Raw genomic sequence first — 25,271 nt, forward strand, 5'->3', positions numbered from 1 at the left:
GTATAGGACCTGCGTCTACAGCTTGCTGATATCGGTCGCATTCCAGTGGGGGAAGTGCTTTCTCACCAGCTCATTGAACTCAAGTTCAAATTCTGAATATTGCTGAGAAGCATGTTGTTCACTGCCGGATAATTCATCAATGATCATGCCGGCACCAACGGTACCGTTAGTCATTCGATCTATTACCACAAACGCGCCAGTACCTGGTGCTTTTTTGTAGGGGTCGCAGGCAACTTGCTGCGTAAACTTAAGATCCACATTACCAATTTCATTCAGATTCAAATGCGCCGCGCCTTTTTCCTCAAGGGTATTCACATCAATCTGGTGGTTAACCTGAGCAACGGCGCCAGAAGTGGTCTTGGTAGCAAACTTAAAGTTATATTGCTTGTTTGGCATCATCGGCTCTTCAGCCATCCATACCAAATGTGCTTTAAACTGGCTGTTGTGCAGTGGCAGATTATCCGATTTGGCAATCATGTCGCCACGGGAAATATCTATTTCATCTTCTAAAGTTAACGTTACCGCCTGAGGTGGATACGCGCGATCCTGTTCACCCTCAAATGTCACAATCGATTTGATCTTAGACGTTTTCATTGAAGGTAGTGCAGTAATCTCGTCGCCGGGTTTAACTTCACCGGAAACAACAGTTCCCGCAAAGCCACGAAAATCCAGGTTTGGACGATTTACATATTGAACCGGGAACCGGAAATCGCTGGTATTGACATACTTGCCAACTTCGATGGTTTCAAGAAGCTCCATAAGCGGCGTGCCTTCAAACCAAGGCATATTTTCGCTTTTGTTGACTACGTTGTCGCCGTCAAGGGCCGAGATAGGTACAAAACGAATATCCGGGAAGTCCAGGTTTTCTGAAAACTTCAGATAATCTGCCTGAATTTCTTTATATTTTTCTTCACTAAAATCGATAAGGTCCATTTTATTAATGGCTACGATAACGTGTTTAATACCAAGCAGGTTCGCTAAAAACGAGTGACGCTTGGTCTGGGTTTTCACGCCGGCGCGGGCATCTACCATCAGGATTGCCAAATCACAGGTTGACGCACCGGTAACCATGTTTCGTGTATATTGCTCATGTCCGGGAGTATCGGCAATGATGAATTTACGTCTGTCAGTAGAAAAGTACCGATAGGCAACATCGATAGTGATACCCTGTTCGCGCTCTGACTGCAAACCATCCACCAGCAAAGCAAGGTCAACCTTTTCACCAGTTGTGCCCATTTTCTTGCTGTCTTTGGTTACCGCCGCAAGTTGATCTTCATAGATCATTTTGGAGTCGTGAAGCAAACGCCCAATCAGGGTGCTCTTACCGTCATCTACGCTACCGCATGTTAAAAAGCGGAGTAGATCTTTCTTTTCGTGTTGTTCCAGATAAGCCAGAACGTCTTCTTTTAACAGGCTGTTTTCGCTATTCATACTATGCGCTCACAAGAAAATAGGGGTTTAACACAGACTCTTTCTGATTATAAGAAAGGTCTTCTGCTTCAGCATTCAGAGGGTTCGCCGGATCCAGCACAGTAACACTGGCACCTGCGGCAACGGCTACAGCATGCGCTGCGCCCGTATCCCACTCAGACGTAGGGCCGAGACGGGGGTAAAGATGTGCTTCACCGGTTGCTACCAGACAAAGTTTCAAAGAACTTCCCATGGCGACCAGCTCGGTTTCACCCTCAAGCTGTTCAAGCAAATTTTTAATTTCAGGACTTTGGTGAGACCGGCTACCCACCACTTTCCAGGTCTCACCTGAGGTGTGTGGTTTTGCAGAGATAGACGTGAAGGCATCATCTTTCTGTTGCCACGCCCCTTTGCCTACCAAACCAATATAGGCGGTTTTCTGGGCAGGTGCATAAACCACACCCATAGTGGGCTTTCCGTTATCAATCAATGCAATATTGACGGTGAACTCACCATTCTTTTTGATAAATTCTTTGGTCCCATCCAACGGATCGACCAACCAGTATTGCTGCCAGGTCTGGCGTTCATCCCAGGAAATATCCGCTGACTCTTCGGATAGCACAGGTAAGTCGGAAATCTTTGTCAATTCGTCAGCGATGACATTATGGGCAGCCAAATCCGCTTCTGTAAGCGGACTGGTATCCTGCTTTTCGTAAATGGCAAAATCTTTGTCGTAAATTGCCATTATTTCATCACCCGCCAGCTTGGCGATACGCAGAACCTGTTCTGCTAATGGATCAGGTAGTGCCATTACTAAATCAATCCTTTATCGTTTAATAGGTTGAAAAGCCGTTCTGCGGTTGCTTCAGCGCTTTCATCCTTGTATTCAAGATGGACTTCCGGGTTTACCGGTGCATCATAGGTCGAATCAATACCTGTAAAATCTCTGATTTCGCCATTTCGCGCTTTCTTGTACAGTCCCTTGGGATCGCGTTTTTCACACACTGCCAGAGGGACATCGACGTAGACTTCAACAAACTCTTGTTCTTCGAGCAGATTGCGGCAAAAGTCCCGGTCCGTCTGAAAAGGGGAAATAAAAGCCGTCAACACCATCACGCCAGAGTCAACAAATAGCTTTGCAACTTCACTGATACGACGGATATTTTCTACCCGGTCTTTATCAGAAAAGTCCAGGTCGCCGCACAGACCATGGCGCACATTATCGCCATCCAGCAAATAGGTTAGCTTACCCTGATCATAAAGCTTTTTTTCAAGCAAATTGGCCAGCGTGGATTTACCCGAACCGCTTAGCCCGGTAAGCCAGATAACGCGAGGCTTCTGGCCCAGCTTGTCAGAGCGGGTTTGCTTATTAACCTCATGCTTGTGCCAGACAATGTTGGTAGCCATATTAGAAGTATCCTTCCATTTTTTTCTTCTCCATCGAGCCGGCGCTATCATGATCAATAACCCGTCCCTGACGCTCAGAAGTTTTGGTAAGCAGCATTTCCTGAATAACCTCAGGTAGGGTGTCTGCTTCCGATTCCACAGCGCCGGTTAGTGGATAGCAGCCCAATGTGCGAAAACGAACTGAACGCATTTCAGGTGTTTCACCTTCTTCCAATGGCATTCTGTCATCATCAACCATAATCAGCACACCGTCGCGTTCAACCACTGGGCGAGGTTTTGCAAGATATAACGAAGGAATGTCGATGTTTTCCAGATAGATATATTGCCAAATATCTAATTCTGTCCAGTTAGACATAGGGAAAACACGAATACTCTCGCCTTTATTAACCTGTGAATTATAGATATTCCATAACTCAGGACGCTGGTTTTTAGGATCCCAGCGGTGATTACTGTCGCGGAACGAGTACACCCGCTCTTTAGCGCGGGATTTTTCTTCATCCCGCCGCGCGCCACCAAAGGCTGCATCGAACTGATATTTGTTGAGTGCTTGCTTAAGCGACTGAGTCTTCATAATATCAGTGTGTTTTGAACTGCCATGTGAAAATGGCCCTACGCCTTGCTCGACACCTTCCTGGTTGATATGAACGAGCAGATCAAAACCGTATTTCTGAGCCTGGCGATCACGAAACTCAATCATTTCCTGGAATTTCCAGGTGGTATCCACGTGCAGTAGCGGAAATGGGATTTTGCCAGGCGCAAACGCCTTACGGGCAAGGTGCAATAACACCGAAGAATCCTTACCTACTGAATATAGCATTACCGGATTATCAAACTCGGCTGCTACTTCGCGAAAAATGTGGATGCTTTCGGCTTCAAGCTGCTTTAGATGGGTAGTAGACGGTATTTCTGCTGTCATTTTTCGATCCGATTGTCGTGTTATATATGAAACGATTATATGTATAGAACCCTAACATATTTAGATCAGTTTGTTGTATGCTATTTAGCTATACGAAATAGCACTTTTATACCTGTTTTTGTGCGCTGACATAAAAGTCTGAAATACTCTTGCATAATCAGCACCATAAACGTTCAGGTGAGTGGGCCGCATAATGTAGCCACAAATAAAAAAACCACCGACTAAGCGGTGGTTTTTAATTTACAACAAAACGCTATCAGGCGTGTTCTTTCATTTGCTTTTGAAATGCATCGAACGTGTCTTCAACGCCGTCTCTGGGCGTACCTGACTTGGACAGAATCATGATGGTCAGGCTGGACAGAATAAAGCCAGGGACAATTTCATACATCCAGGCAGACAAACGTTGGCCCTGAATCTCCACAGGGAAGTAAATCCAGAACAATACGGTCACAGCACCCACTACCATGCCACCTAATGCTGCTCTGCGAGTCATACTGCGTTTAAACAGACTAAATAGTACCAGTGGACCAAATGCTGCACCAAAGCCTGCCCAGGCATTGCTGACCAGAGTCAGGATAGTACTGTCTCTGTCATATGCCAGATAAATTGCCACGGCTGCAACGACGACGACAGAAATACGGCCTGCTATTACCAGCTCTGTATCTGAGGCATCCCGACGCAGGAACGCTTTGTAGAAATCCTCTGTTAATGAACTGGAGGTCACCAGTAGCTGTGATGAGATCGTACTCATAATCGCTGCCAGGATTGCCGCCAGTAAAAACCCACCAATTAACGGATGAAACAGAATTTGAGAAAGATAAATAAACACGGTTTCAGGGTCGATACTGTTATTGTTTCCCGTGACATACGCTAAACCGAATAAACCCGTCATCAGCGCACCAATAATGGACACTATCATCCAGCTCATACCGATATTACGGGCTGCAGGCACATCCCTTACCGAGCGAATCGCCATGAAACGCACGATAATATGGGGCTGGCCAAAATAGCCTAATCCCCAGGAGGCCAGCGAAATAATGCCTATAACAGAAATTGCAGTGCCTGTTTCAGCATTCATAAAGGGATCAAACAATGCCGGATCGATACTCTTAAGTGAATTCACAGATGCATCGAGCCCACCCAGCTCCATGACAACCACAATAGGCACCATCACCAGCGACAGAAACATAATACAGCCCTGCACAAAGTCGGTCATGCTGACCGCCATGAAGCCGCCGATAAGGGTATAAGTCACCACAACCCCCGCGGTCACATAAAGACCGACTTCATAACTCAACCCAAATGAGCTTTCAAAGAGCTTGCCGCCAGCTACAACCCCGGAAGAGGTATATAGGGTGAAAAAAATGACAATTACCACCGAGGCGATAACTCGCAGTACACGGGTGTTATCGGCAAAGCGGTTTTCAAAGTAATCTGGTAGTGTAATAGAGTTTTTTGCCACTTCGGTAAATACGCGCAGACGAGGCGCTACCAGCAAGTAGTTTGCGAGCGCTCCGATAACCAGTCCAATGGCTATCCATCCGGCAGAAATACCCTGCACATACATAGCGCCAGGTAGGCCCATCAGCATCCAGCCACTCATATCTGAGGCACCAGCAGATAACGCTGTCACGGCCGGACCGAGCTGACGCCCACCCAGCATGTAGCCCTCAACATTGGTATCAGTCTGGCGATAAGCAAAAAGCCCGATCCCCAGCATTACAACGAAGTATAAACCCAGTGAAATTATTGTACCTGTTGCCATATTTGATTCCTTTTTTTCTGGCATGCTAACAGGAAGTTACGTAACACTCTACGAAACAGCACAAATTGATTTTATGTTTGTCTTCAGAATCTTTGAATCAGGGAACGCTTGTGAAATCCAGGCGATTTCGCCGTCAGGCAGAAAACTGTATGCTATGTTTTAGCTTTTCAGTCAGCGGCGTTAAATCTGCGCCCTTACTTCCAACGACCATGATTCTGGCTTTTTGAACGCCGAAACTCTTTCCTTCATAAATGTCATTACCAAAGCTGTCGGGTAATTCTTTACCCGCGTCATCAGGCAATACAAACACTGACATTTTTCCGGCAGGCGTATTCAGTATTACATGCAGACTGCGAGTAAGCTGCAGATGACAAAAGTTAGCCACTTCAATGTCGCCAATAGAGTCGGTAAGCGTGGCGCCAAAACTGGCCAGTTTTGCATTCACTAAAGACAAGTCAGTCTGGTAGCCTGAGCCGGGAAGTTCTTTTTCCAGATGTGTCACGTGAGCCAGGGCATAATCCTCGAGTCGGTCTGACGGGGTCATAACCCATACCGAGCTGGTTATTCCGATAAGTAAAGCCAGAGATGCTGCCACACCGACATACCAGCGTTGTTTACGACGCTGTTGATTATACTGTTGTGCGCTCTGCTGCCAAATAAGGCGGTGCGCCAAATTTTCCGGAACGTCCACGTTAACGGCTGTTTTCAGGCGCTGATTCATTTGTCGTGTTTCTTTAAGAAACAAACGCTTGGCCGGATCTTCTGCCGCTGCCCGGAGAATTTCCGGGTCAGTGGTATCGGGATTTTCATAAACACGACGTCGAAATGTCAGTTCATCCATTTTGCTTGCCTCCCGGGTGATATTGTTTACTCAGGATTTCTTTTAGCTGGCTACGCGCGCGAAATAAGCGTGTCATTACTGTATTTTTATTCAAACCAAGTTCTTGAGCGATTTCCTCGCCACTAAAACCAAATAAAAGCTGAAGTATGAGGGGCTCTCTGTATGGTTCAGACAATTTACTTATTAAACGCTGAAGATCAGCACTATCCAGATTGTCTTGAGATTCAAACGTATGGTCTGCTATTTCATGCTCATCAATATTTACAGTATCCAGTTGTTTTTTTTCAAACCGACGGGCGTTTTCGCGACGCAAAATGGTGATAAGCCAGGATTTTGCAGCTTTTTCGTCTTTCAACTTATCCAGTGAACGCCAGGCGCGCAGAAATGTTTCCTGTACAATATCCTCAGCGATGCTGGCTTCTCGCGTCAGGAAATACGCATAGCGGTATATATCCGCGTGAAATGCGTGGACCAGCGCTTCATAGCGTTGTTGCTTTTCTTTCATAACAAGATAAGACCTGACCATCAGCAAAAATATTTCGAGAATTAACGGTATTTTTTGGCTGTTCTGCTAACCCTGCGTTTAGACTTACCAGCCTGTACTGCAGTATAGCCAGAACTTAGCGCCAGAAAGGCTGTTTGTGCGCAAGGGAAATAAAAAAGCCGGGTATCTACCCGGCCTGTTGACGAATATTTGCTGGTTAACTTTGTTTAGTTTTTTCAATCCAGTCGTTGATTTTATCTTCAAGCACAGTTAACGGTACCGGTCCGTCCTTGAGAACTTCGTCATGGAACCCGGCAAAAGTGAACTTATCGCCCAGCTCTTTCTGCGCCTTGTCCCGCAGTTCCATAATCTTCAGTTTACCAATCATATAAGCCGTGGCCTGGCCAGGTAGTGCAATATAGCGCTCGATGGCTTTTACCGAGTCATTCTTAGGGTTTGGTGTGTTTTTTACCAGATAATCAATCGCTTCTTCACGCGACCACTCTTGGTTATGAATGCCGGTGTCTACGACAAGCCGACATGCGCGCCAAAGCTCCATCGCGAGTCGACCAAAATCGGAATACGGATCTTCATAAAAACCCATATCCTTAGCCAATTCTTCACTGTAAAGTCCCCAGCCTTCGGTATACGCCGTGGCGCTCAGGAACTTCTGAAACATTGGTACGCCTTCTAGTTCCTGTGCTATAGCGCGTTGCATATGGTGCCCGGGGATCCCTTCATGATAAGCCAGTGCTTCCATCTGATAAGTTGGCATGTCTTTCATATCGTAAAGGTTGGCGTAATAGGTGCCGGGTCGGGATCCATCCTGCGACGGGCTTTGATAAAATGCTTTGCCGGCTGACTGCTCACGAAAAGGTTCCACCCGTTTGACAATCATATCGGCTTTTGGCACCAGACCAAAATATTCAGGCAATGCGTCACGCATCTTATCGATATGCGCTTTGGCTTCAGTCAGATAGCTCTGACGGCCTTGTTCGGTGTTTTCATAATAAAACTGATCATCATTTCGCATGAATTCAAAAAACTCTTTAAGCGTGCCGTCAAAGTTTACTTCCTTCATGATTTCTTTCATCTGACCATGAATTCGTTCGACATTTTTCAGGCCGATTTCATGAATTTCATCGGCAGAAAGATCGGTTGTAGTGTAATGAGCCAGTCGATTATTGTACCACTTTTCGCCCTCTGGCAGTCGCCAGACTCCGTCACCTTCAGGGGTTTTATCTTGCTGCTGTTTAAAGGCTGCGATCAAGTCATTGTAAGCAGGTTTAACAGACGTAAGCAGTGCCGCTTTTGCCTCTTCCCGCAAGCTCTCTTTTTCTGACTGCTCAATATCCAGCGAGTCTATTTTCTTGTTAACGTCCTGCCAGATTGTCGAAGGCGTGTCGCTGTTATCAAACGGCGCGCCGGAAATGACATTATTAGCCGCCTGAACCATTTGATCATAAGCCCATTTTGGAGGGAACACGCCCGCTTCTTCACGTAGCTTCATTTGCTCAATAACTTGCTCGAAAAAGTCATCCACCTTATCGAGGCGACTGATATACGCCTGGGCATCAGACTTATCTGACACGCGATGAATATTTATCAAGAAGCTGGGAACCGTTGTATGGGGACCACGAAACTGATTAACTAAATAAGAATGGTGACGAAACTCATCATTTTTCAGGTCAAGTTCCAACTGATAACGGTACAGCGCCAGACTCAGTTTTTCTTTCTCCGAAAGCTTTTCTGTGTCAAAATTTTCCAGCTCTTCTAACCGGTTTTTAGCAGTTGCAGCAGCTTTATCCTGAGCTTCCTCACCGATATCATCCCATTCACCGTAGTCCCATTTGTAACCCAGATAACTTTGATACATGGGTGAACGTTTAAGATCTTCTTCAAACGTTCGTTCAAAAAATGCATTAAGTCGTTCTGACTCGGTTTTCACATTCTGAGTACTTTGTTCAGTAGAGGAATCTGTTGTTGAACTGGTTTGCTGGGTACTTTTTTCGGCAGGTGAGCAGGCCATAACTGAACTGATTGCGAGTGCAATAGCGCCGAGTTTAAACGTGGTTTTCATGATGTAACCCTCATATTTGTTTTATTATGCATCGCCTGGGCAGCCATTAATTAGCATAAAGCGGGGGCAAGCCCTGCGAATTGTTTTTATGATCACTGTACCAACGGGCTCTGACCTTATCTAGAGCGTCAAGCATTGGCTGATTGTCCCACTCAGTATGCCCACTGCTGTAAGCAGATGCCAGCATCTGGTCGACGAATGGTTGCAATGGTGCAGTTAATGACTTGTCAGCAGGGCGGACAGGCGCATTGCCGTGATAAATAACTGACAACCACTGCTGCAACGAGGCTTGCGTGGCTGATATATTTTTCGCTGCAACAGCCTTCTTCAAGTCTGCGAACTGTGCCTTCTCACTGTGCTGTGAAATGCCAGGGCTTCGCTTCTCTGAAGATCGCAGCTGGCGAACTTTGCGCTTGTAGTAAACAATCACTGCCGCCAACAGTACTAACAATAAGGCGATGACCAGATAAAGCACCCACAAGAATCTGGACATCTGTGTATCATTTGACTGCACCGTCTCGGCGTCAGAAGCTAATCTGCTTTGCGGTTCATCCACAGACTCTGTAACCATGGGGGCATTGACCTGACTGTCGCTGGCCGGTGCTACCGATACAGTGCGTGCTGGTATGGTGGCATAGTCTGTTTGTTGAGTGTTAACGTTGAACCATGCAACGGTGACGTCGGGTAAAATAATCTTGCCTGGTTCAGTAGGTATCACCGCCATTGATTCAACCCGTTGGGCAATCAACCGATTGTCTTTATCTATCGTGGCTGTTTGTGTTTGATCCGGATAGGTTTTAAACCCCGGCGGATAACGCACGTCAAGTTCAGGTAGTTGTTCTTCCACAACACCGGTAGCCGTAAGTGTCAGCGTTCTGGTAATGGGTTCCCCCACCACAAACTGGCTGTTCTCAGGCCATTCTTCGTGAAGCGACACCTGTTCACTGGGCAACCACTGACCATCCACGTTATCGGGTTTAGGTTTTATATCTACCGTAATATCAGCTCCCAGACGGTTAATGGTTTGAGTGCGGTTAAAAAAGCCAAAACGTTGATTGGTATCTGGTGCAAGTACTTCGGCGGTAAATACCGGCCCGGTGATGGTCATCTCGCCAGAACGCTGCGGGATAACCGCATATTTGCGCTCAATAATCTGGTAACGACGGCCATTCACCAAATCAACAGATCGCTCATCTTCGCCAATCTGACGAATAATTCCTTTTTCCATTTCCGGCGGCGTAAGGCTACCCCGTTCAATATCTGTGGATAAATAGAGTTTCAGGGTGTAAAGAATTTGCTGGTTCAGATAAACCGAGTCGTTATCGACTTCGGTCGTCAGATAATAGTCACGAGCCGGCTGAGCTCCATCGCCGCCATCGGGTACTGCTATAACTTCAACCTCAAACGAGCGGGTTTGCTGTCCTTCAATAGTAAACGACGGAATAGTGAACGTGCCTTCAGAGCGTGGGAACAAGGTCGTGGTCCAGGTAGTAGTCTGACTTCGCTGACCATTGATGATACTGGTGCGATTACTGGTTGCGGTGCGCCCGACCACAAAATCACTGAGTAATGCAGAGCTGTCAAATGCATCCCGGCCAGGGTTACCGTATGCCGTAACAGTCAGACGTATAGCTTCGTCAACCATCACCTGACGACTGTCTACCGTAGCTTCTACACGGGATACATCTGCCTGGGCGACAAATGAAACAAACAGACACAATATCGCTATAAGTTTACTTCTCATTACCAGTCACTCCGATCTGTCGGTGGACGCCGCTGCTGACGGCGTTGTGCTTCCAGTTGCATTTTCCGTTTCAGCAAATAAGCCGGATCATCGGGTATTCTTCGCTTTAGCTTTTCAAGCCGCTCAAGATTTTCTTTTTCTGCGTCGGTCAGTTCGGCCGGTCCGGCAGACATGGCTTGTTGCTGATTATCCTGCATAGCATTCTGCTCGGGTTTGTTTTCGCCAGAACGACCTTGGTTCTGTGGCCCATCTTGCTCGGACTGATTTTCGTTGTCTTTGCGCTGTGATTCAGCAGACTCGGGGGGAGGATTTTGTTGATCTGCCTGAGACTGTTCATCTGAATCCTGCGAAGAAGCCGACTTGTTTTGCTGCGCCGACTCTTCCGGGGTTTGCTGCGATTGACTGTCCTGTTGATTCTGTTGATTGCCCTCAGACTTATTCTGATCCGCTTGGGAATTATTCTGACTACTATTCTGCTGATTCTGCTGATTCTGCTGATTCTGCTGATTCTGCTGATTCTGCTGATTCTGCTGACTTTCCTGTTGTTCCAGTAATTTTTCAACCAGCGCTTTATTTTCAACCGCATCCTGATTGTCAGGGTTCAGCTCAAGGGATGCATCATACGCCTCAATCGCCCTCTTATACTGTTGCAGCTGAGCCAGTGCGTTGCCTCTGTTATAGTGTGCATCGGCTGTATTTAGCGTGCTATACAATTCGCTGGCTTGTTCATAATTACCGGCTTTGTAATATGCAGCGGCTTGCAGGGCCGGCGACTCAAACGTCTTCGCTGCTCGAGAATAAGCCTTATTGTTGTAAAGCAAATCACCCTGTTGGTCGGCATTATTAAACGCTTTTTGCCACCAGTTGAGTGTGGCTGTCTCTTCAGATTGAGCCATCGCTGGCGCAGGCTGCCCTGTTGTATAGACAAGCAGTAAAACACTGAATATCAGGCCGCGTCTGAATAACAAGGCGAGCAGGGGAAGACACACAAGTACAACAAATGGTCCCAGTTCCTGCCATTTATCACCGCTGGTGCGTTGGTTCTCTTTTGCTTCACCGGCTGCCGATGCCTGTTCGTTTAAAACATTAGCAAGAGCAGCCACATCACCATCATCTGAGGTAATTGATGTGTAAACTCCGTTACCGGCCTTCGCCAGAGTCTGTAGACGATCTTCTGACAACTGCGGTATAACAATTTGGCCGCGGCGATCCTTCAGCAACTCGCCATTAGCCTGCTTTATCGGTGCGCCATCCTGCGTTCCAACGCCAAGAATGTTGAGCGAATAGGGCATTTGGCTGACATACTCTCTTAATTCAGCCATACGATCCAGAGCCACACCGTCAGTGATCCAGAAAATATTCCCCTGCTGGTAACCGGCGTTATTTAAAAGCTCTGCTGCCGTTTGGAAACCAATAAGCGGATCACTGCCAGACACTGGCATTATTTCAGGGCTCAGACTCGGCAGTAAACTAGCCAGATTTCGATAATCGGCGGTGAGCGGGCTGATGGTAAAGGCGTCGCCGGCATAGGCGACGAGACCGGTTTCTCCCTCATTGATTGCCTTAACCAGGTCTATAGCTTTGTATTTAGCGCGAGTCAGGCGATCAGGCGATATATCGGTAGCCCGCATAGACAACGACATATCCATCACCACCACCTGACCAGCTTTTAACTGATAAACCGGCTGGGGCAAGCGCTCCCAGGTCGGACCGGCCAGTGCAATAGTTGCCAGCAACCAGAGTAAACCAACACTGGTGGGTAACAGGCTACCAGTCTTGCTGTCCCGACCACTGACCATCTGTGAGTAAAGATGCCCGGCAATCACTCCCTGCCACCCAGACTGTTGTTGGTGTGCGCGCCTGAATAACATTACCAGAATGCCAAGAGGAATGAGCATCAACAACCAATCGGGCCGTAAAAAGTGAAAATCCTGCCATGGAATATTCATTTTATACTCCTCTTTTTACTGGCGATGTATTGTTTAGCCTGCCATGCAACGCTGACAAAAATAATTACCATACTAAGGAGTAAGGCAGCAGCCAGTGGGTAAAAATACAACGCCGACAATGGTCGCATTTTCTGACTGTCGCCCTTGATTGGCTCCAGCTCATCCAGCCGTTCATAAATTTTCTCCAGTTCACCACGGTTGCGGGCCCGGAAGTATTGGCCACCGGTTGCTGATGCAATGCCGGCCAACATTTCTTCATCCAGTTCTTGCGACGGATTAACCTGACGACTGCCAAAAAAGTTATCCACCACCATACTTTCAGCACCCACGCCAATGGTATAAATCGTAATTTCATTGGCGACAGCAAGCTCTTTGGCCTGAGCGGGCGTAATATTACCTGCCGTATTCTGACCATCAGTAAGCAGCACAAGCACCTTATTAGACTCTTCGCGTGCGTCCAGCCGTTTTACTGCAAGACCAATGGCATCCCCGATAGCTGTCCGTTCTCCGACAAGGCCAATGACTGCCTCATTTAAAAGTTGCGCTACTGTATTACGGTCAAAGGTCAATGGTGCCTGTAGATAGGCGGTGTCAGCAAACAGAATAAGTCCCAAACGGTCTGAGACACGTCGTTCAATGAAATCACTTAATACTGCTTTTGTCATAGTCAGCCGATTGACCTGCTGGCCATTAATTTCCATGTCGCCCACTTTCATACTGCCTGACAGATCCACTGCCAACATCAGTTCGCGGCCTTCATTGGGGATACTGACTGGTTCTCCCAACCATTGGGGCCGGGCTGCTGCCAGCACACATAGCAACCAGATAACCCACAACAGGATATGCACAGGACGTCTGTTGACAATGCCTGGAGGTGACCCGGTTACCGCAGACAATCCCTGCGGGACACGTAATGCCGCTTTTGGAGACTGAGTCTGGGCAGGAAGCGCTCGCACCAGCAGGGGCAGGGGAAATAGCAATAATGCCCACCACCATGCAAATTCAAACATTGTTAGCTCCCGTTTCACGGACGCTGACAGCATGCTTGAACCTGGCTTTTTTTAACCAGTCCAACGCGGCTTTCTGGCAACTGTTAAACAGGGTGGGGTCAGGCCTTGTTGGTTGATATAGCATATCCTGAAGCTCATTGAGCCTTTTTGCCATCTGTGGTTGCTGAGAGCGACTGACTCGTTCGACCATAAACTGGGTCCAGCGCTGACCATACAGTCCCGATAACGAATATCTTGGATAATACGCCAATGCGGCGCGTTTTAAGACCTGATTCATCTGACTGGGCCAGTCGTTACTCTTATCATCAATCTGCTTCATTTCACTAATAGCTTCTCGTCGTGGCATATTAAAGCGACGCTGACGCCGCCACCAAAAGAAAAGCCCCACGATAACAGCCAAAGCTAGTAGGCCAACCAACCACCAGCCCCAGGCTGCAGGCCAGGCCTGTGCTGATGTCTTGTGAATATCATTCAACTGTGACAGAAGTTGCTGCTGTTCGTTCATACTGCGTAATTTAACCTGCATTAACCAGTTGTTGTTCCAAAGGTGAGCCGGCATCAATATGCTGCAAGCTTATTCCAGCTTGCTCCAGCCGATCGTTAATGGCGTCAAAGTGCGCCCGTCGGGCTTGCTCGTATTGGCGGGACTGATGCGCATTACCTAGCTGCCAGGTTTGCCGGCTGGTACCATCGGTAACCACCACTTCGCGCTGCCCCGACGTGACCGGAAGGCTAAATTCCAACGGATCTGAGACCATCAGTGCCTTGGCTTCACAATGCCGGGATAAATGGGCCAGGTGCTGAGTAGCGGTCTCATCCAGTTGGTAAAAATCCGAGATGATATATACCAGACTACCTGGCCGGGCTACGCGGCGCAATCTGGCGCAGGCATCCTGAAAGTTCTGCCCGGCGGTGCCCGGGGCGCCGTTGATTCCGTCTGTCTGCATTTGTATCAATTCATGACAAATCGCCAGAACTGCCTTACTGCGGGTCATGGGCTTGCATTCCTGATGACCTGATGCACCAAAAATCAACGCGCCAATTTTATCCCCCCGGTGCGCTGCAGCCCAGGCGATGAGCGCGGTCAGGTGAGCAGCCTGCACACTTTTAAGTAACAACTGGGTACCAAATTGCATGGAAGCGGACAAATCACACAATACAAAAACCGGGCGTTCTCGTTCTTCACGATAAACTTTAGTGTGGGTCGTACCGGTACGCGCAGTTACCCGCCAGTCGATAGCCCGAATATCATCACCAGGCTGATAATGCCTGGCTTCGTCAAACTCCATGCCGCGGCCTTTATGCTTGCTCAGATAAGCGCCGGAAATTGCGGCCTGCCTGTTTGCTGCCGGGGCCAGACTGATCAGTTTGTGTAGCTCACGATATCTGAGCAATTCATCGGTAGACAGATGTATACCGTCAGTGCGAAGGGCATCAAGCCAGGGTCGGGGATCTGTCATCACGGCTCAGGGCACCGCCACAAGTTGTAAAATGCGATCCAGCACTTGATTTGTGGTGATTCCCTGGGCCTCAGCCTGATACGTTAAAATAATGCGATGACGTAAAACATTGTGCATTACTGCCTGAATATCATCCGGGCCAACAAAGTCGCGACCGGCAAGCCAGGCGTGAGCTCTGGCACATCTGTCCATGGCTATCGTGGCTCTTGGACTAACCCCGAACTCTATCCAGCTTTGCAACTCATCATCTATTGCTGAAGGTTCGCGGGTAGCGATAACAAGCTGTACAAGATAGGTTTCCAGCTCTGGTGCCATGTGCAACTCCAGAACCTCTTCCCGGGCTTTAAATATGTCAGCCTGAGACAATCTGGCCGGGGTAACAGGTGCATGACGGAGAGCCTCACCCCGGGTGAGTTTGAGGATATCCAATTCTGTTTCTGCGCCAGGATAATCGATCTCCACATGCATCAGGAACCGGTCAAGCTGCGCTTCCGGTAAAGGATAAGTGCCTTCTTGCTCAAGGGGATTCTGCGTCGCCATTACCAGAAATAATCCCGGTAAAGGATAGGTTTTACTGCCCACGGTAATCTGCCGCTCAGCCATGGCTTCTAACAATGCCGACTGAACTTTTGCCGGTGCACGATTGATCTCATCGGCAAGCATCAGGTTATGAAAAAGGGGCCCTTGCTGAAAGACAAATTCGCCAGTCTCGGGGCGGTATATGTCTGTACCGGTCAAATCTGCCGGAAGCAGGTCCGGCGTAAACTGAACCCGGTGAAAGTCTGCATCTATTCCGGTTGCCAATGCGTTAATGGCTCGGGTTTTTGCAAGCCCCGGTGGGCCCTCAACCAGCAGGTGACCATCGGCGAGTAACGCGATGAGCAAATTGCGGGTAAGCTGATGTTGGCCAATTATTTGAGAATCGAGATAAGCATGGAGTTGCTGAAACTGCTCTGCTGCCATAATGTAGTTAATCCGTCACCTTAGGCGTAATAAGTAAGTTGTTCATATAAATTTAAGTATCGAAACAACAGACACTATTTTTCATATATGGTTCAAGAACGGTTCTTCAAGACCACTGGTGCTCAAATTAGCATAGAATTCAGCAGGGTTGTTATTGCTGCGCTAAATGTAAAATGTCGATGGCGTAAAATAATCGGGTGAATGAATCGTAAAAACCGGCTGAAAGGGTCAATTTGCTATTTCGATGATAGTCTGTAAAATCGGAATAATTACAGGTCAGACCACTTAAGTGTGGCACAAGAGTCAGGTAAATTATGGCGACTAAACAACAAGTAACAACACGTTCAGGAGACCGCATTGCAATTGTATCCGGTCTTCGCACGCCGTTTGCAAAGATGGCAACTTATTTTCATGGCGTTCCGGCCGTCGATCTTGGCAAGATGGTGGTCAACGAGCTGCTTATTCGAAATGGTGTTTCGCCTGATCTGATTGACCAGGTGGTATATGGACAGGTTGTCCAGATGCCCGAAGCGCCGAACATCGCCCGGGAAATTGTATTAGGTACCGGTATGAGCGTACACACTGACGCCTACAGTGTATCGCGGGCATGCGCAACCAGCTTCCAGTCAACCGTTAATATTGCCGAAAGTATGATGGCTGGCACAGTGCATGTAGGTATTGCCGGTGGCGCAGATTCCACCTCTGTTTCTCCGATTGGGGTATCTAAAAATCTGGCCCGGGCGCTGGTTGATATGCAAAAAGCGAAGTCAGTCGGTCAGAAAATGCAGATCTTCAGACGGCTTTCATTTAAGGATTTACTGCCAGTACCGCCGGCGGTGGCTGAGTACTCAACTGGCTTATCCATGGGACAAACCGCCGAGCAAATGGCAAAAAGTCATAATATCGCGCGTGAAGACCAGGATAAACTGGCGCATCGTTCACATACGCTGGCTGCCCAAAGCTGGGAAGAGGGTAAGCTGGATGATGAAGTTATGACAGCCTATGCAGAACCGTTTAAAGATGCACTTAGCCGAGACAACAATGTGCGCTTTGACTCCAGTTTGGAAGGGTACGCTAAGCCAAAACCTGTATTTGATAAAAAACACGGCTCGGTAACAGCTGCTAATGCCACGCCGCTGACTGACGGAGCATCTGCGGTATTGATGATGACAGAGAGCAAGGCTAAAGAGCTTGGTTATACACCCTTAGGCTATATCAAAAGCTATGCATTCTCGGCGATTGATGTGTGGGAAGATATGCTGATGGGACCATCCTATGCCACACCCATTGCCCTTGATCGCGCGGGGATGACACTAAACGATCTTACCCTTATAGAAATGCACGAAGCCTTTGCTGCACAAACACTGGCAAATATAAAAATGTTTGCCAGTGACAAGTTTGCCCGCGAGAAATTAGGCCGGGATAAAGCCACGGGCGAGATTGATATGGATAAATTTAATGTGATGGGTAGCTCAATCGCTTACGGCCACCCTTTTGCAGCTACCGGCACACGTATGATTACCCAAATGCTCAACGAACTTAAACGCCGGGGTGGCGGTAGCGGACTGCTCACTGCCTGTGCAGCAGGCGGCCTGGGTGCCGCAATGATTGTGGAGACAGAATAAAATGACTGAACAAACCACTACAACAGAAAACGAAAGCCAAAACCAAAACAAACAGACTGCTTTTGCGCTCAAACGTCAGGACAATGGCGTAGCTGTCTTGACGATTGACGTTCCCGGGGAGTCAATGAACACCCTAAAGGCAGAATTTGGTGAGCAGATTAATGCCGTGCTGGATGAGATTGATGCTGATAAAAGCATTAAGGGGGTGGTGCTGGTCAGTGGCAAGAAAAAATCGTTTGTCGCAGGTGCTGATATTTCGATGCTGGCCAAGTGCGAAAGTGCCGCAGATGCTCAAAAGCTTGCCAAAGATGGCCAGGATGTATTCAATCGAATAGAAAAAATGCGCGCTACCTTTGTGGCTGCAATCCATGGTCCCGCATTAGGCGGTGGTCTGGAGTTGGCGCTGGCTTGTCATTATCGGATATGTACAGACGATGATGCCACTCAGGTCGGCTTACCTGAAGTGCAGCTGGGACTGCTTCCCGGTAGCGGAGGTACGCAACGGTTACCTCGTCTGATTGGTATCCAGCAGGCGATGAAGATGATGTTAACAGGCTCATCAGCCCGGGCAAAGCAAGCTAAAAAGTACGGTATTGTAGATGAAATGGTACCTGAAACTGTTTTGCTTGAAGTCGCCGAAAAATATGCCCTGAAGCGTAAGCCTGAGCGTGACGACCCGCAAAAAGGGTTTATGAATAAGTTGCTCGAGGGGAATAGTCTTGGGCGAGGCATGGTGTTTAAAAAGGCGCGAGAACAGACTCAAAGCAAAACCAAAGGTAATTATCCGGCCCCGATGAAAATTATCGACGTCATCGAAACGGGCATGGATGAAGGCATGGCCGCAGGCTTACGCGCTGAGGCTAAAGCATTTGGTGAGCTGGTAATGACGCCGGAATCCTATCAACTGCGCCAGATTTTCTTTGCCACCACCGAAATGAAAAAAGAAAATGGCGTGAAAGGTGTTGAGCCTCGCAAAGTGAAAAAAGCGGGAATACTTGGCGGTGGCTTGATGGGTGGTGGAATAGCCTATGTCACTGCCACCAAAGCATCAGTTCCAGCCAGGATAAAAGACATCAAGCCAGATGGCATTGCCCATGCGATGAAATATAGCTATGACCTTCTAAATAAAAAAGTCAAAAAAGGTTATATGCGCAAAACCGCTATGCAAAAGCAGATGTCGTTGTTGACAGGTACGCTGGATTATCGCGGTTATCAGGATGCAGATATTGTCATTGAAGCAGTGTTTGAAGATGTTTCACTTAAGCAAAAGATGGTTGCTGATATTGAAGCAAACTGTAATGACAATACGGTATTTGCCTCAAATACGTCATCAATTCCTATTGGTCAGATTGCAGCGGAGGCGCAGCGTCCCCAAAACGTAATTGGTCTGCACTATTTTTCGCCGGTGGATAAAATGCCTTTGGCTGAAGTCATTGCCCACGAAAAAACTTCCGATGAGACCATTTCCACCACGGTTGAATTTGCCCGCAAACAGGGTAAAACACCGGTGGTAGTAAAAGATGGGGCTGGGTTCTACGTCAACCGCATTCTGGCGCCTTACATGAACGAAGCGGCTAATCTGTTGCTTGAGGGTGAGCCAATTGACCATATCGATAAATCTCTGGTCAAATTTGGTTTTCCGGTAGGTCCGGTAAAGCTGCTGGATGAAGTAGGTATTGATGTGGGTACTAAAATCATACCGATACTGGTTGATGCTTTTGGTGACCGATTCACAGCACCAGGGGCGTTTGATAAAGTTTTAGAAGATAATCGTAAGGGAAAGAAAAACGGCAAAGGGTTTTATAAGTACGATGATAGTAAAGATTCAGGAAAAGAGGTTGATGAAAGTATCTATAGCCTACTGAATATTGAACCATCATCTTCTAAAAGTGAGCAGGAAATTGCTGAGCGCTGTGTTTTAATGATGCTGAATGAAGCTGCCCGGTGTTTGGATGAGGGCGTTATCAGAAATCCTCGCGATGGCGATATCGGTGCGATCTATGGCATTGGCTTCCCCCCGTTTTTAGGTGGACCCTTCCATTATATGGACGCCTTGGGCATCGACACCGTAGTGGAGAAATTGTCACAGTATGCAGAAAAAGTCTCTGGTAAATTTTCACCTTGTGAATTGCTTACCTCGATGAAAGAGCAAGGCAAGACCTTCTACTAAAGCCAGTTAGTTTAGAGCCGGCAATCAAACGTGGTCATTTAAACAAAGCCCGTTTGTCTGCCGGTTTTTTTGGTTGTGGACCTGATCCGCCCAAAAGATTTTCTGCTCTGCTTATCCTGCTAACGTAGCAATCGGATCTCTCCATCCCTCTTGCATTAAACCTTTCATTATCCCTAAGCCCAGGTAGTGGATATCTGTGATTAAAATACGTACAATATGTGCCCGCCTAATCTAAGCAGTTGTTTCAGGAGTTGTGGTTTTGTTACTTGTATTATGGCCGGTGTGGCTTGTTGTGGTGTCGATCCTTTCCAGCGGCTATTTTTATGTGGAAGCGACAAAATCAGGTATGAAAAGAAAAAACTGGGCGCTGGCCGGGCTGGTATTAGGGCCTATGCTGTTCCCACTATTTACTATTCATCGGTTTATTTTATTAAAAAAGAATCTGAACCGTGCGGATATTTGGTTGAATGTGTAAGCCTGTAGATGGAACCAGAAGAGGCTATCTCGCCTCTTCTGGCTGAAATTATGTGCTTATTTTTTGGTGCCACAAACAAAACATTTGCCAGGTTTTGGGCGATGCAACTCTGTGCTGGTTTCTGCTTGTTGTTTTTCCAGTGGACGAACAGTTTCCTGGGTATCTGCGTTAACCGGTGCGCTGCTGGATAATACTAGTGCTACTGCGTATGCTTTTAACATTTTGTTTCTTCCTTAAATAATGGCTTTTTGAACAAACAAACCGCTTTGTTATTTTATTGCGGCTATGTAAAGACTATTGCGACTTCTGTGCCATTTTTAAAAACACCTTTATTTACAGTTACTTATTTGTTCAATAGAGGCTCGGCGTCAAAAATATGACGTAGCCTGAGAGGCTATGTATGAAACTTGATGGTGTGAAGGTAATGAAGATTTCTCAAATAAGCAGAGAATTGCCAGCGCGGTGCAACGCTGGCAGAAATTTACGGTTTTGGCTGATTGATAAGCTCGTGTAGTTTTTGATTTTCGTTTAGTAGCTGTTCAAAGCGATCAGCGGGTAGCGGTTTACTGTAGAGATACCCTTGCAACATTTCACATTCATACTGACGCAAAATCGATAGCTGGTCTTCATGCTCTACGCCTTCTGCTACTACTTTGAGACCAAGATTATGAGCAATGTTAATAATAGACGCTGTCATATGGCGGTCAATATTACTTTTAGCGATATCATCAATAAAAGCTTTATCAATTTTTAACGTATTAAGAGGAAAGCGTTTTAAGTACGCCAACGAAGAATAGCCGGTACCAAAATCATCCAGCGCCAGATGTATACCGCGCTCACGCAATCGCTCCATCATGCGCAGGCCCTGCTCAGGATGTTCCATCAGGGTACCCTCAGTAAGCTCACATTCCAGATGCAGTGGGGACAAACCAATTTCATTCAGCACCCGAATAATCCGTTCATCCAGATCCGGTAACTCAAACTGTTTGGCAGAAATATTTACGGCAACCCGACCGGTGAATATCCCCTGCTTTACCCAGCGTTTGGTGTCTTTTAGTGCTTTTCTTAAGACCTGTTCACCGATTTCAATAATTTGACCAGTTTGTTCCGCCAGCGGAATAAACTGTCCCGGGCTGACTATACCTTTGTGGGGATGCTCAAATCGCACAAGTGCTTCCATACTTACCAGTCGGCCGGTAAAGATATCTACCTTGGGCTGATAATATACGGTAAACAAATCATCTTTGATGCCCTGACGAATCAGGTTTTCAATCTGTAGCTGACGTACAGCATTCTGGTTCATTTCACCGCTGAAAAACTTATAGCTGTTGCCGCCGTTGTTTTTGGCAAAGTACATGGCTGTGTCGGCATTTTTGAGCATCTCCTGCGAGGTGGCTCCGTCTTCAGGGTAAAAGGCAATACCGATACTGGCGCCCAGTACAAATTCTTGCTTGTTGATAATAAAGGGACGCGAAAGAGTATCCAGCAACCCCTGCGCAAAATGCGTAATGGTATGGATGTCAGATTTATCTTCCAGCAGCACGCTGAACTCATCACCACCAAGACGATAGCAGGTGGCAGTAGTGCCGGTCATGCGCTGAATCCGCTTGGCAATTTGTTTAATCAATACATCGCCGGTTTGATGGCCCAGGGAATCGTTGATCTTTTTAAAGTTGTCCATATCCAGGCACAGCAACGCATGGGTTTCCGACCGTCTCACCAGGTTCTGGTGGCTGGCCTGAAAAAATGATCGATTGGGAAGATCCGTTAGCGGATCGGCGTTTGCCAGCTTAAGAAGTTCTTTTTCCGTGCTCTTACGGGAAGTGATATCAGAAAACACCCCTACAAAATGACTTATTCTGCCATCTTCATCATGAACTGCATCAATATTCAGCTCGATTTCAAATTTCTCACCATTTACCCGAATTGACTCTACCTCGCCAAACCAGTTGCCTTTGGTTTTGAGGGTCTTTTTTATCTCCTCGGTAAATGCTTCTGGATACTGATGAAAATACATGTACGACGCCAGGGCCTGGTCCCGGGTTTCGCCGGTGTATGTGCAATACGCATTGTTTACCGAAATAAACTTAAATTTAGTGTTGGTTATAAAGACGCCTTCAGAAATATTTTCGATAGAGCGTTTAAACAAATTTAGCTGCTCTTCGGCTTCCTTAAGATGGTGTATATTCTTGAGGGTACCCGTCATGCGCACCGGCTGATTATTGTGATCCCGGGTAACTACCTTGCCTCTGTCTAAAATCCATATCCACTGATTGCTGAAGGTTTTAGCCCGGTAAGCCAGTTCATAAAAATCGGTTTTATCTTCCAGGTGGGTGGTCAGCGCTTCCTGCACCCGCAATAAATCATTGGGGTGTATATTGGCATCATAGGCGGTGGATGTGCGGATGTTATCCTGGGGGAAATCCAGTGTGCCCCAGGTGTTGGAGCGGTAAACCTGGCCGCGATACACATCCCAGTCCCATAACTCATCACCGCTACTCCACAGGGTAAGTTTCAGTCGTTCCTCAGACTCACGAATGGCCTGTTGATTCTGTTTGCGAACCTGATACTGACGCAAAAGAAACAGCAAGAATGCGCTAAGAACAATTATGTAGAATATCAGCGCTGCTGTGTGCAGCCAGGGTGGCCGACCAACCCGAATAGTGCGTGATGCTGAGTCTGACCACGATTTCCCCTTTTCTTTTGCCTGTACCTCAAACACATAAGTGCCAAATGAGACATTATTAAATTGTGCAGTGCGATTTTTCTCCGCGTCTATCCACTTATCATCAAACCCGGTCAAACGATGCCGGTAATCAACCAGCGTCGGATTGGTGGGGTTGACCAGTTCGTACTGAATGGTAAAGCGGGATTCATCATACTCAAGTTCAACATCATACTGTCTGCTTAAGGCTTTAAGATTATTATCTGTGGCGTTATCACCAAAAGCCCGAATACTCGTAATTTCAGGCGTTCTGGTGGCAGTGGATGAGGCTGCATCCACTGCCATCTCTGATGGTTTGATGATATTGAAACCTTTTGCGCCACCAAAAATAAGTTCGCCGGTAGAGGCCTGTAGCACGGAGTTTTCATTAAAATCGTTATAATTCAGTTCTTCAAGATAAAGAGTAGTTTGCCTCTCCAGCGTTAATAGATCCAACTGGTAAATAGTGTTGTTGGTTGTTATCCAGATACTGCTATCAACACCCTGCGCCGATAGCACTGTACCGTCAGCCTGGCTCATTTGTGACTGTCGTTTAATCTGAAAACTTTTGTCATTTAACTGAAAAATAGTATTGTTGGTATTGACTAGCCAAAATGAGTTCTTCCATTCATACACAAAGAACACTCTGCTACTTGTGCCAGGTAAAGTTATTTCCTTGACTACTCTTCTCGAATTGGGGTCATAGATTATAATTTTATCGTAAGAAGCGACCCAAATTCTTCCTTTTGAGTCTATGTAAGTAATGGAGCTTTTAGCAGACGCTTCATCGACAATGTGCGTCTCTAGCAAATTTGAGAAATCTTTTTGAGTTTCAACATTTTTTATTAGCTTGGTATGAATAGAGTTGAGATGAACGTCTTCATCTGTAGGTGAAAACCATATAGTTCCATCTTTATAGAGGATGGTGTCAATGAGTTTAGAGCTAAAGAATGTAGTAATTTCTTCAAGTGTGTTACTAGAATATTGATAGACAGTAAGGCCATCTGAGCTTGCAATCCAGAATAGTCCGTTGTCATCTATTATGAAATCCCAAAAGGTTTTTCCGGACTTTTCAAGAAAGTAATCAATTGTACCGCTTTTTTTATCAAAGCGACCCAGCCCCTCACTTTGAGTAACAAACCAGATATAACCCTTGGGATCCTCGTCCAGTGCCCAAATGGCGTTACCTTCTGTTTTTTCCTGAAAGGCTTTTTCGTTAGAAAATAAACGGCTGCCATCTTTGTTCGGGTTGTATTTAAACAAACCATGATACGACCCCATCCAGATTTTACCGGTAGAGTCCTGCAGGCCGGAAAGAATATAGCGCTGAGTCAGGCCGGTCAGTTCAGCATTTTGCGGGCCGATAGAGACAAACTTTTGTTGCTCAGGTGAGTAGATAGATAGGTTATTGTCAGTACCCAGCCAGATGTCACCATCGATTTCCAGAATCTCAAAAATATTGTCAGAGCCAATCAGGGGGTGGGATTGAACATTCAGATGCTGTTTAATTTTCCCGGAAGCGGCAATTTGGTAGACACCATTGTTGCTCGCTACCCAGTAATCACCCTGAATGACCGCAATGTCTCTTATGCGTGGTGCATCAATATTAAATGAAAACGGATTAACATCCGTGGCAGAAAATAACTCTTGCCTGGTTTTATCATATATATACAAGCCATCGCTGTAAGTACCGATTAAGAGCTTTGAGGCTTCATCATGAAGCGTAACTATATGCGAATCAAACTGCAGCCCGCTGTCATAGGGTTTGATTATTTGGCTATCAATATCAAAGCTATAGAGCCGGGTTCCGGCACCAATAAGCAAATTACCATTCGTCCCGGCACCAATATAGGAAATACTATTGGATTTTAATGCTGAGTTTGACTGATTATAAACCTGGAAATTATCTGTTTCTGGCTGGTATCGCGCCAGGCCATTGAGGGTACCTGCCCATAGCGCACCGTCTGCAGTAACGTGAAGAGATCTGACTACACCTGAGGGCAGTGATGCAGGATCCGTGTCATCGGGCGAATATTGTTTAAATTCATATCCGGAATACCGATTAAGGCCGCCTAGCGTGGCAACCCAGATGTACCCGTCGGGGCCTTCAGCGATATCCAGAATGGTAGTGTCGGATAGCCCGTCTCGAAGGGTTAGTTCTTCGAAGTAAATATCAGTCACCGAAACAGCATGTGCAGCAGTCAAAAATAACGGTCCGCAACACCCCAGCATGACTATTGTAAAGAAGCGAGCAATGGTTGAGCGCAC

The 25,271-nt window shown here is 46.9% G+C and carries 19 protein-coding genes; 3 read left to right on the plus strand and 16 right to left on the minus strand.

Annotation, left to right across the window (positions count from 1 at the left end):
• Positions 1-15: 15 nt before the first annotated feature.
• The 14 genes from cysN to F458_RS0116260 form a co-directional block, all read right to left on the minus strand.
• The gene (cysN, locus tag F458_RS0116195) at positions 16-1,431 is read right to left on the minus strand and encodes a sulfate adenylyltransferase subunit CysN (protein ID WP_018984486.1); all 1,416 of its coding nucleotides are present in this window, start codon (positions 1,429-1,431) and stop codon (positions 16-18) included.
• 1 nt (position 1,432) lies between these two features.
• The gene (gene cysQ / locus F458_RS0116200) at positions 1,433-2,221 is read right to left on the minus strand and encodes a 3'(2'),5'-bisphosphate nucleotidase CysQ (RefSeq protein ID WP_018984487.1); all 789 of its coding nucleotides are present in this window, start codon (positions 2,219-2,221) and stop codon (positions 1,433-1,435) included.
• Positions 2,222-2,223: 2 nt separating this feature from the next.
• Entirely contained in the window at positions 2,224-2,817 is a 594-nt protein-coding gene (gene cysC / locus F458_RS0116205) for an adenylyl-sulfate kinase (RefSeq protein ID WP_018984488.1), read from the minus strand.
• A 1-nt stretch (position 2,818) separates the two neighbouring features.
• The gene (gene cysD, locus F458_RS0116210) at positions 2,819-3,733 is read right to left on the minus strand and encodes a sulfate adenylyltransferase subunit CysD (protein ID WP_018984489.1); all 915 of its coding nucleotides are present in this window, start codon (positions 3,731-3,733) and stop codon (positions 2,819-2,821) included.
• A 256-nt stretch (positions 3,734-3,989) separates the two neighbouring features.
• The gene (putP, locus tag F458_RS0116215; protein WP_018984490.1) at positions 3,990-5,498 is read right to left on the minus strand and encodes a sodium/proline symporter PutP; all 1,509 of its coding nucleotides are present in this window, start codon (positions 5,496-5,498) and stop codon (positions 3,990-3,992) included.
• Positions 5,499-5,631: 133 nt separating this feature from the next.
• Positions 5,632-6,339, minus strand: a complete 708-nt coding sequence (locus F458_RS0116220) for a DUF3379 family protein (RefSeq protein ID WP_018984491.1) — start codon at positions 6,337-6,339, stop codon at positions 5,632-5,634.
• A complete protein-coding gene (locus tag F458_RS0116225; RefSeq protein ID WP_018984492.1) occupies positions 6,332-6,844 on the minus strand; it encodes a sigma-70 family RNA polymerase sigma factor in 513 nt (170 codons plus the stop codon). The genes F458_RS0116220 and F458_RS0116225 overlap by 8 nt, the downstream gene beginning before the upstream one ends.
• A 196-nt stretch (positions 6,845-7,040) precedes the next feature.
• Positions 7,041-8,903 carry a DUF885 domain-containing protein gene (locus tag F458_RS0116230; RefSeq protein WP_018984493.1) on the minus strand — a complete coding sequence of 621 codons (1,863 nt, stop codon included), beginning with the start codon at positions 8,901-8,903 and terminating at the stop codon, positions 7,041-7,043.
• Between the two features lie 46 nt (positions 8,904-8,949).
• Positions 8,950-10,647: a BatD family protein gene (locus F458_RS0116235; RefSeq protein WP_018984494.1), complete on the minus strand. Its 1,698-nt coding sequence runs from the start codon at positions 10,645-10,647 to the stop codon at positions 8,950-8,952.
• A complete protein-coding gene (locus F458_RS0116240) occupies positions 10,647-12,596 on the minus strand; it encodes a VWA domain-containing protein (RefSeq protein WP_018984495.1) in 1,950 nt (649 codons plus the stop codon). The genes F458_RS0116235 and F458_RS0116240 overlap by 1 nt, the downstream gene beginning before the upstream one ends.
• Positions 12,593-13,606, minus strand: coding sequence for a vWA domain-containing protein (locus F458_RS0116245; RefSeq protein ID WP_018984496.1), 1,014 nt, complete (start codon positions 13,604-13,606; stop codon positions 12,593-12,595). The genes F458_RS0116240 and F458_RS0116245 overlap by 4 nt, the downstream gene beginning before the upstream one ends.
• Positions 13,599-14,111 carry a DUF4381 domain-containing protein gene (locus tag F458_RS0116250; protein ID WP_169334846.1) on the minus strand — a complete coding sequence of 171 codons (513 nt, stop codon included), beginning with the start codon at positions 14,109-14,111 and terminating at the stop codon, positions 13,599-13,601. The genes F458_RS0116245 and F458_RS0116250 overlap by 8 nt, the downstream gene beginning before the upstream one ends.
• A gap of 10 nt (positions 14,112-14,121) precedes the next feature.
• Positions 14,122-15,066 carry a DUF58 domain-containing protein gene (locus tag F458_RS0116255; RefSeq protein WP_026294738.1) on the minus strand — a complete coding sequence of 315 codons (945 nt, stop codon included), beginning with the start codon at positions 15,064-15,066 and terminating at the stop codon, positions 14,122-14,124.
• Between the two features lie 6 nt (positions 15,067-15,072).
• Positions 15,073-16,029, minus strand: a complete 957-nt coding sequence (locus F458_RS0116260) for an AAA family ATPase (protein ID WP_018984499.1) — start codon at positions 16,027-16,029, stop codon at positions 15,073-15,075.
• Positions 16,030-16,343: 314 nt separating this feature from the next.
• Here F458_RS0116260 and fadI point away from each other — a divergent pair, with 314 nt between their 5' ends.
• The 3 genes from fadI to F458_RS0116275 all read left to right on the plus strand — a co-directional run bounded on the left by fadI (position 16,344) and on the right by F458_RS0116275 (position 20,299).
• Complete coding sequence (gene fadI, locus F458_RS0116265; protein ID WP_018984500.1) at positions 16,344-17,654, plus strand: acetyl-CoA C-acyltransferase FadI; 1,311 nt, start codon at positions 16,344-16,346, stop codon at positions 17,652-17,654.
• A gap of 1 nt (position 17,655) precedes the next feature.
• Positions 17,656-19,824, plus strand: a complete 2,169-nt coding sequence (gene fadJ / locus F458_RS0116270) for a fatty acid oxidation complex subunit alpha FadJ (RefSeq protein WP_018984501.1) — start codon at positions 17,656-17,658, stop codon at positions 19,822-19,824.
• A gap of 259 nt (positions 19,825-20,083) precedes the next feature.
• Positions 20,084-20,299 (plus strand): hypothetical protein, encoded by a 216-nt coding sequence (locus F458_RS0116275; protein ID WP_018984502.1) that lies wholly within the window; start codon positions 20,084-20,086, stop codon positions 20,297-20,299.
• Positions 20,300-20,355: 56 nt separating this feature from the next.
• Here F458_RS0116275 and F458_RS20880 read toward each other — a convergent pair whose 3' ends face one another.
• Together F458_RS20880 and F458_RS0116285 are read right to left on the minus strand one after the other, a co-directional pair.
• Positions 20,356-20,520 carry a hypothetical protein gene (locus tag F458_RS20880; protein WP_018984503.1) on the minus strand — a complete coding sequence of 55 codons (165 nt, stop codon included), beginning with the start codon at positions 20,518-20,520 and terminating at the stop codon, positions 20,356-20,358.
• Between the two features lie 260 nt (positions 20,521-20,780).
• The gene (locus F458_RS0116285) at positions 20,781-25,271 is read right to left on the minus strand and encodes an EAL domain-containing protein (RefSeq protein ID WP_018984504.1); all 4,491 of its coding nucleotides are present in this window, start codon (positions 25,269-25,271) and stop codon (positions 20,781-20,783) included.

The sequence above is a fragment of the Salinimonas chungwhensis DSM 16280 genome, assembly GCF_000378185.1.
Lineage (GTDB): Bacteria > Pseudomonadota > Gammaproteobacteria > Enterobacterales > Alteromonadaceae > Alteromonas > Alteromonas chungwhensis.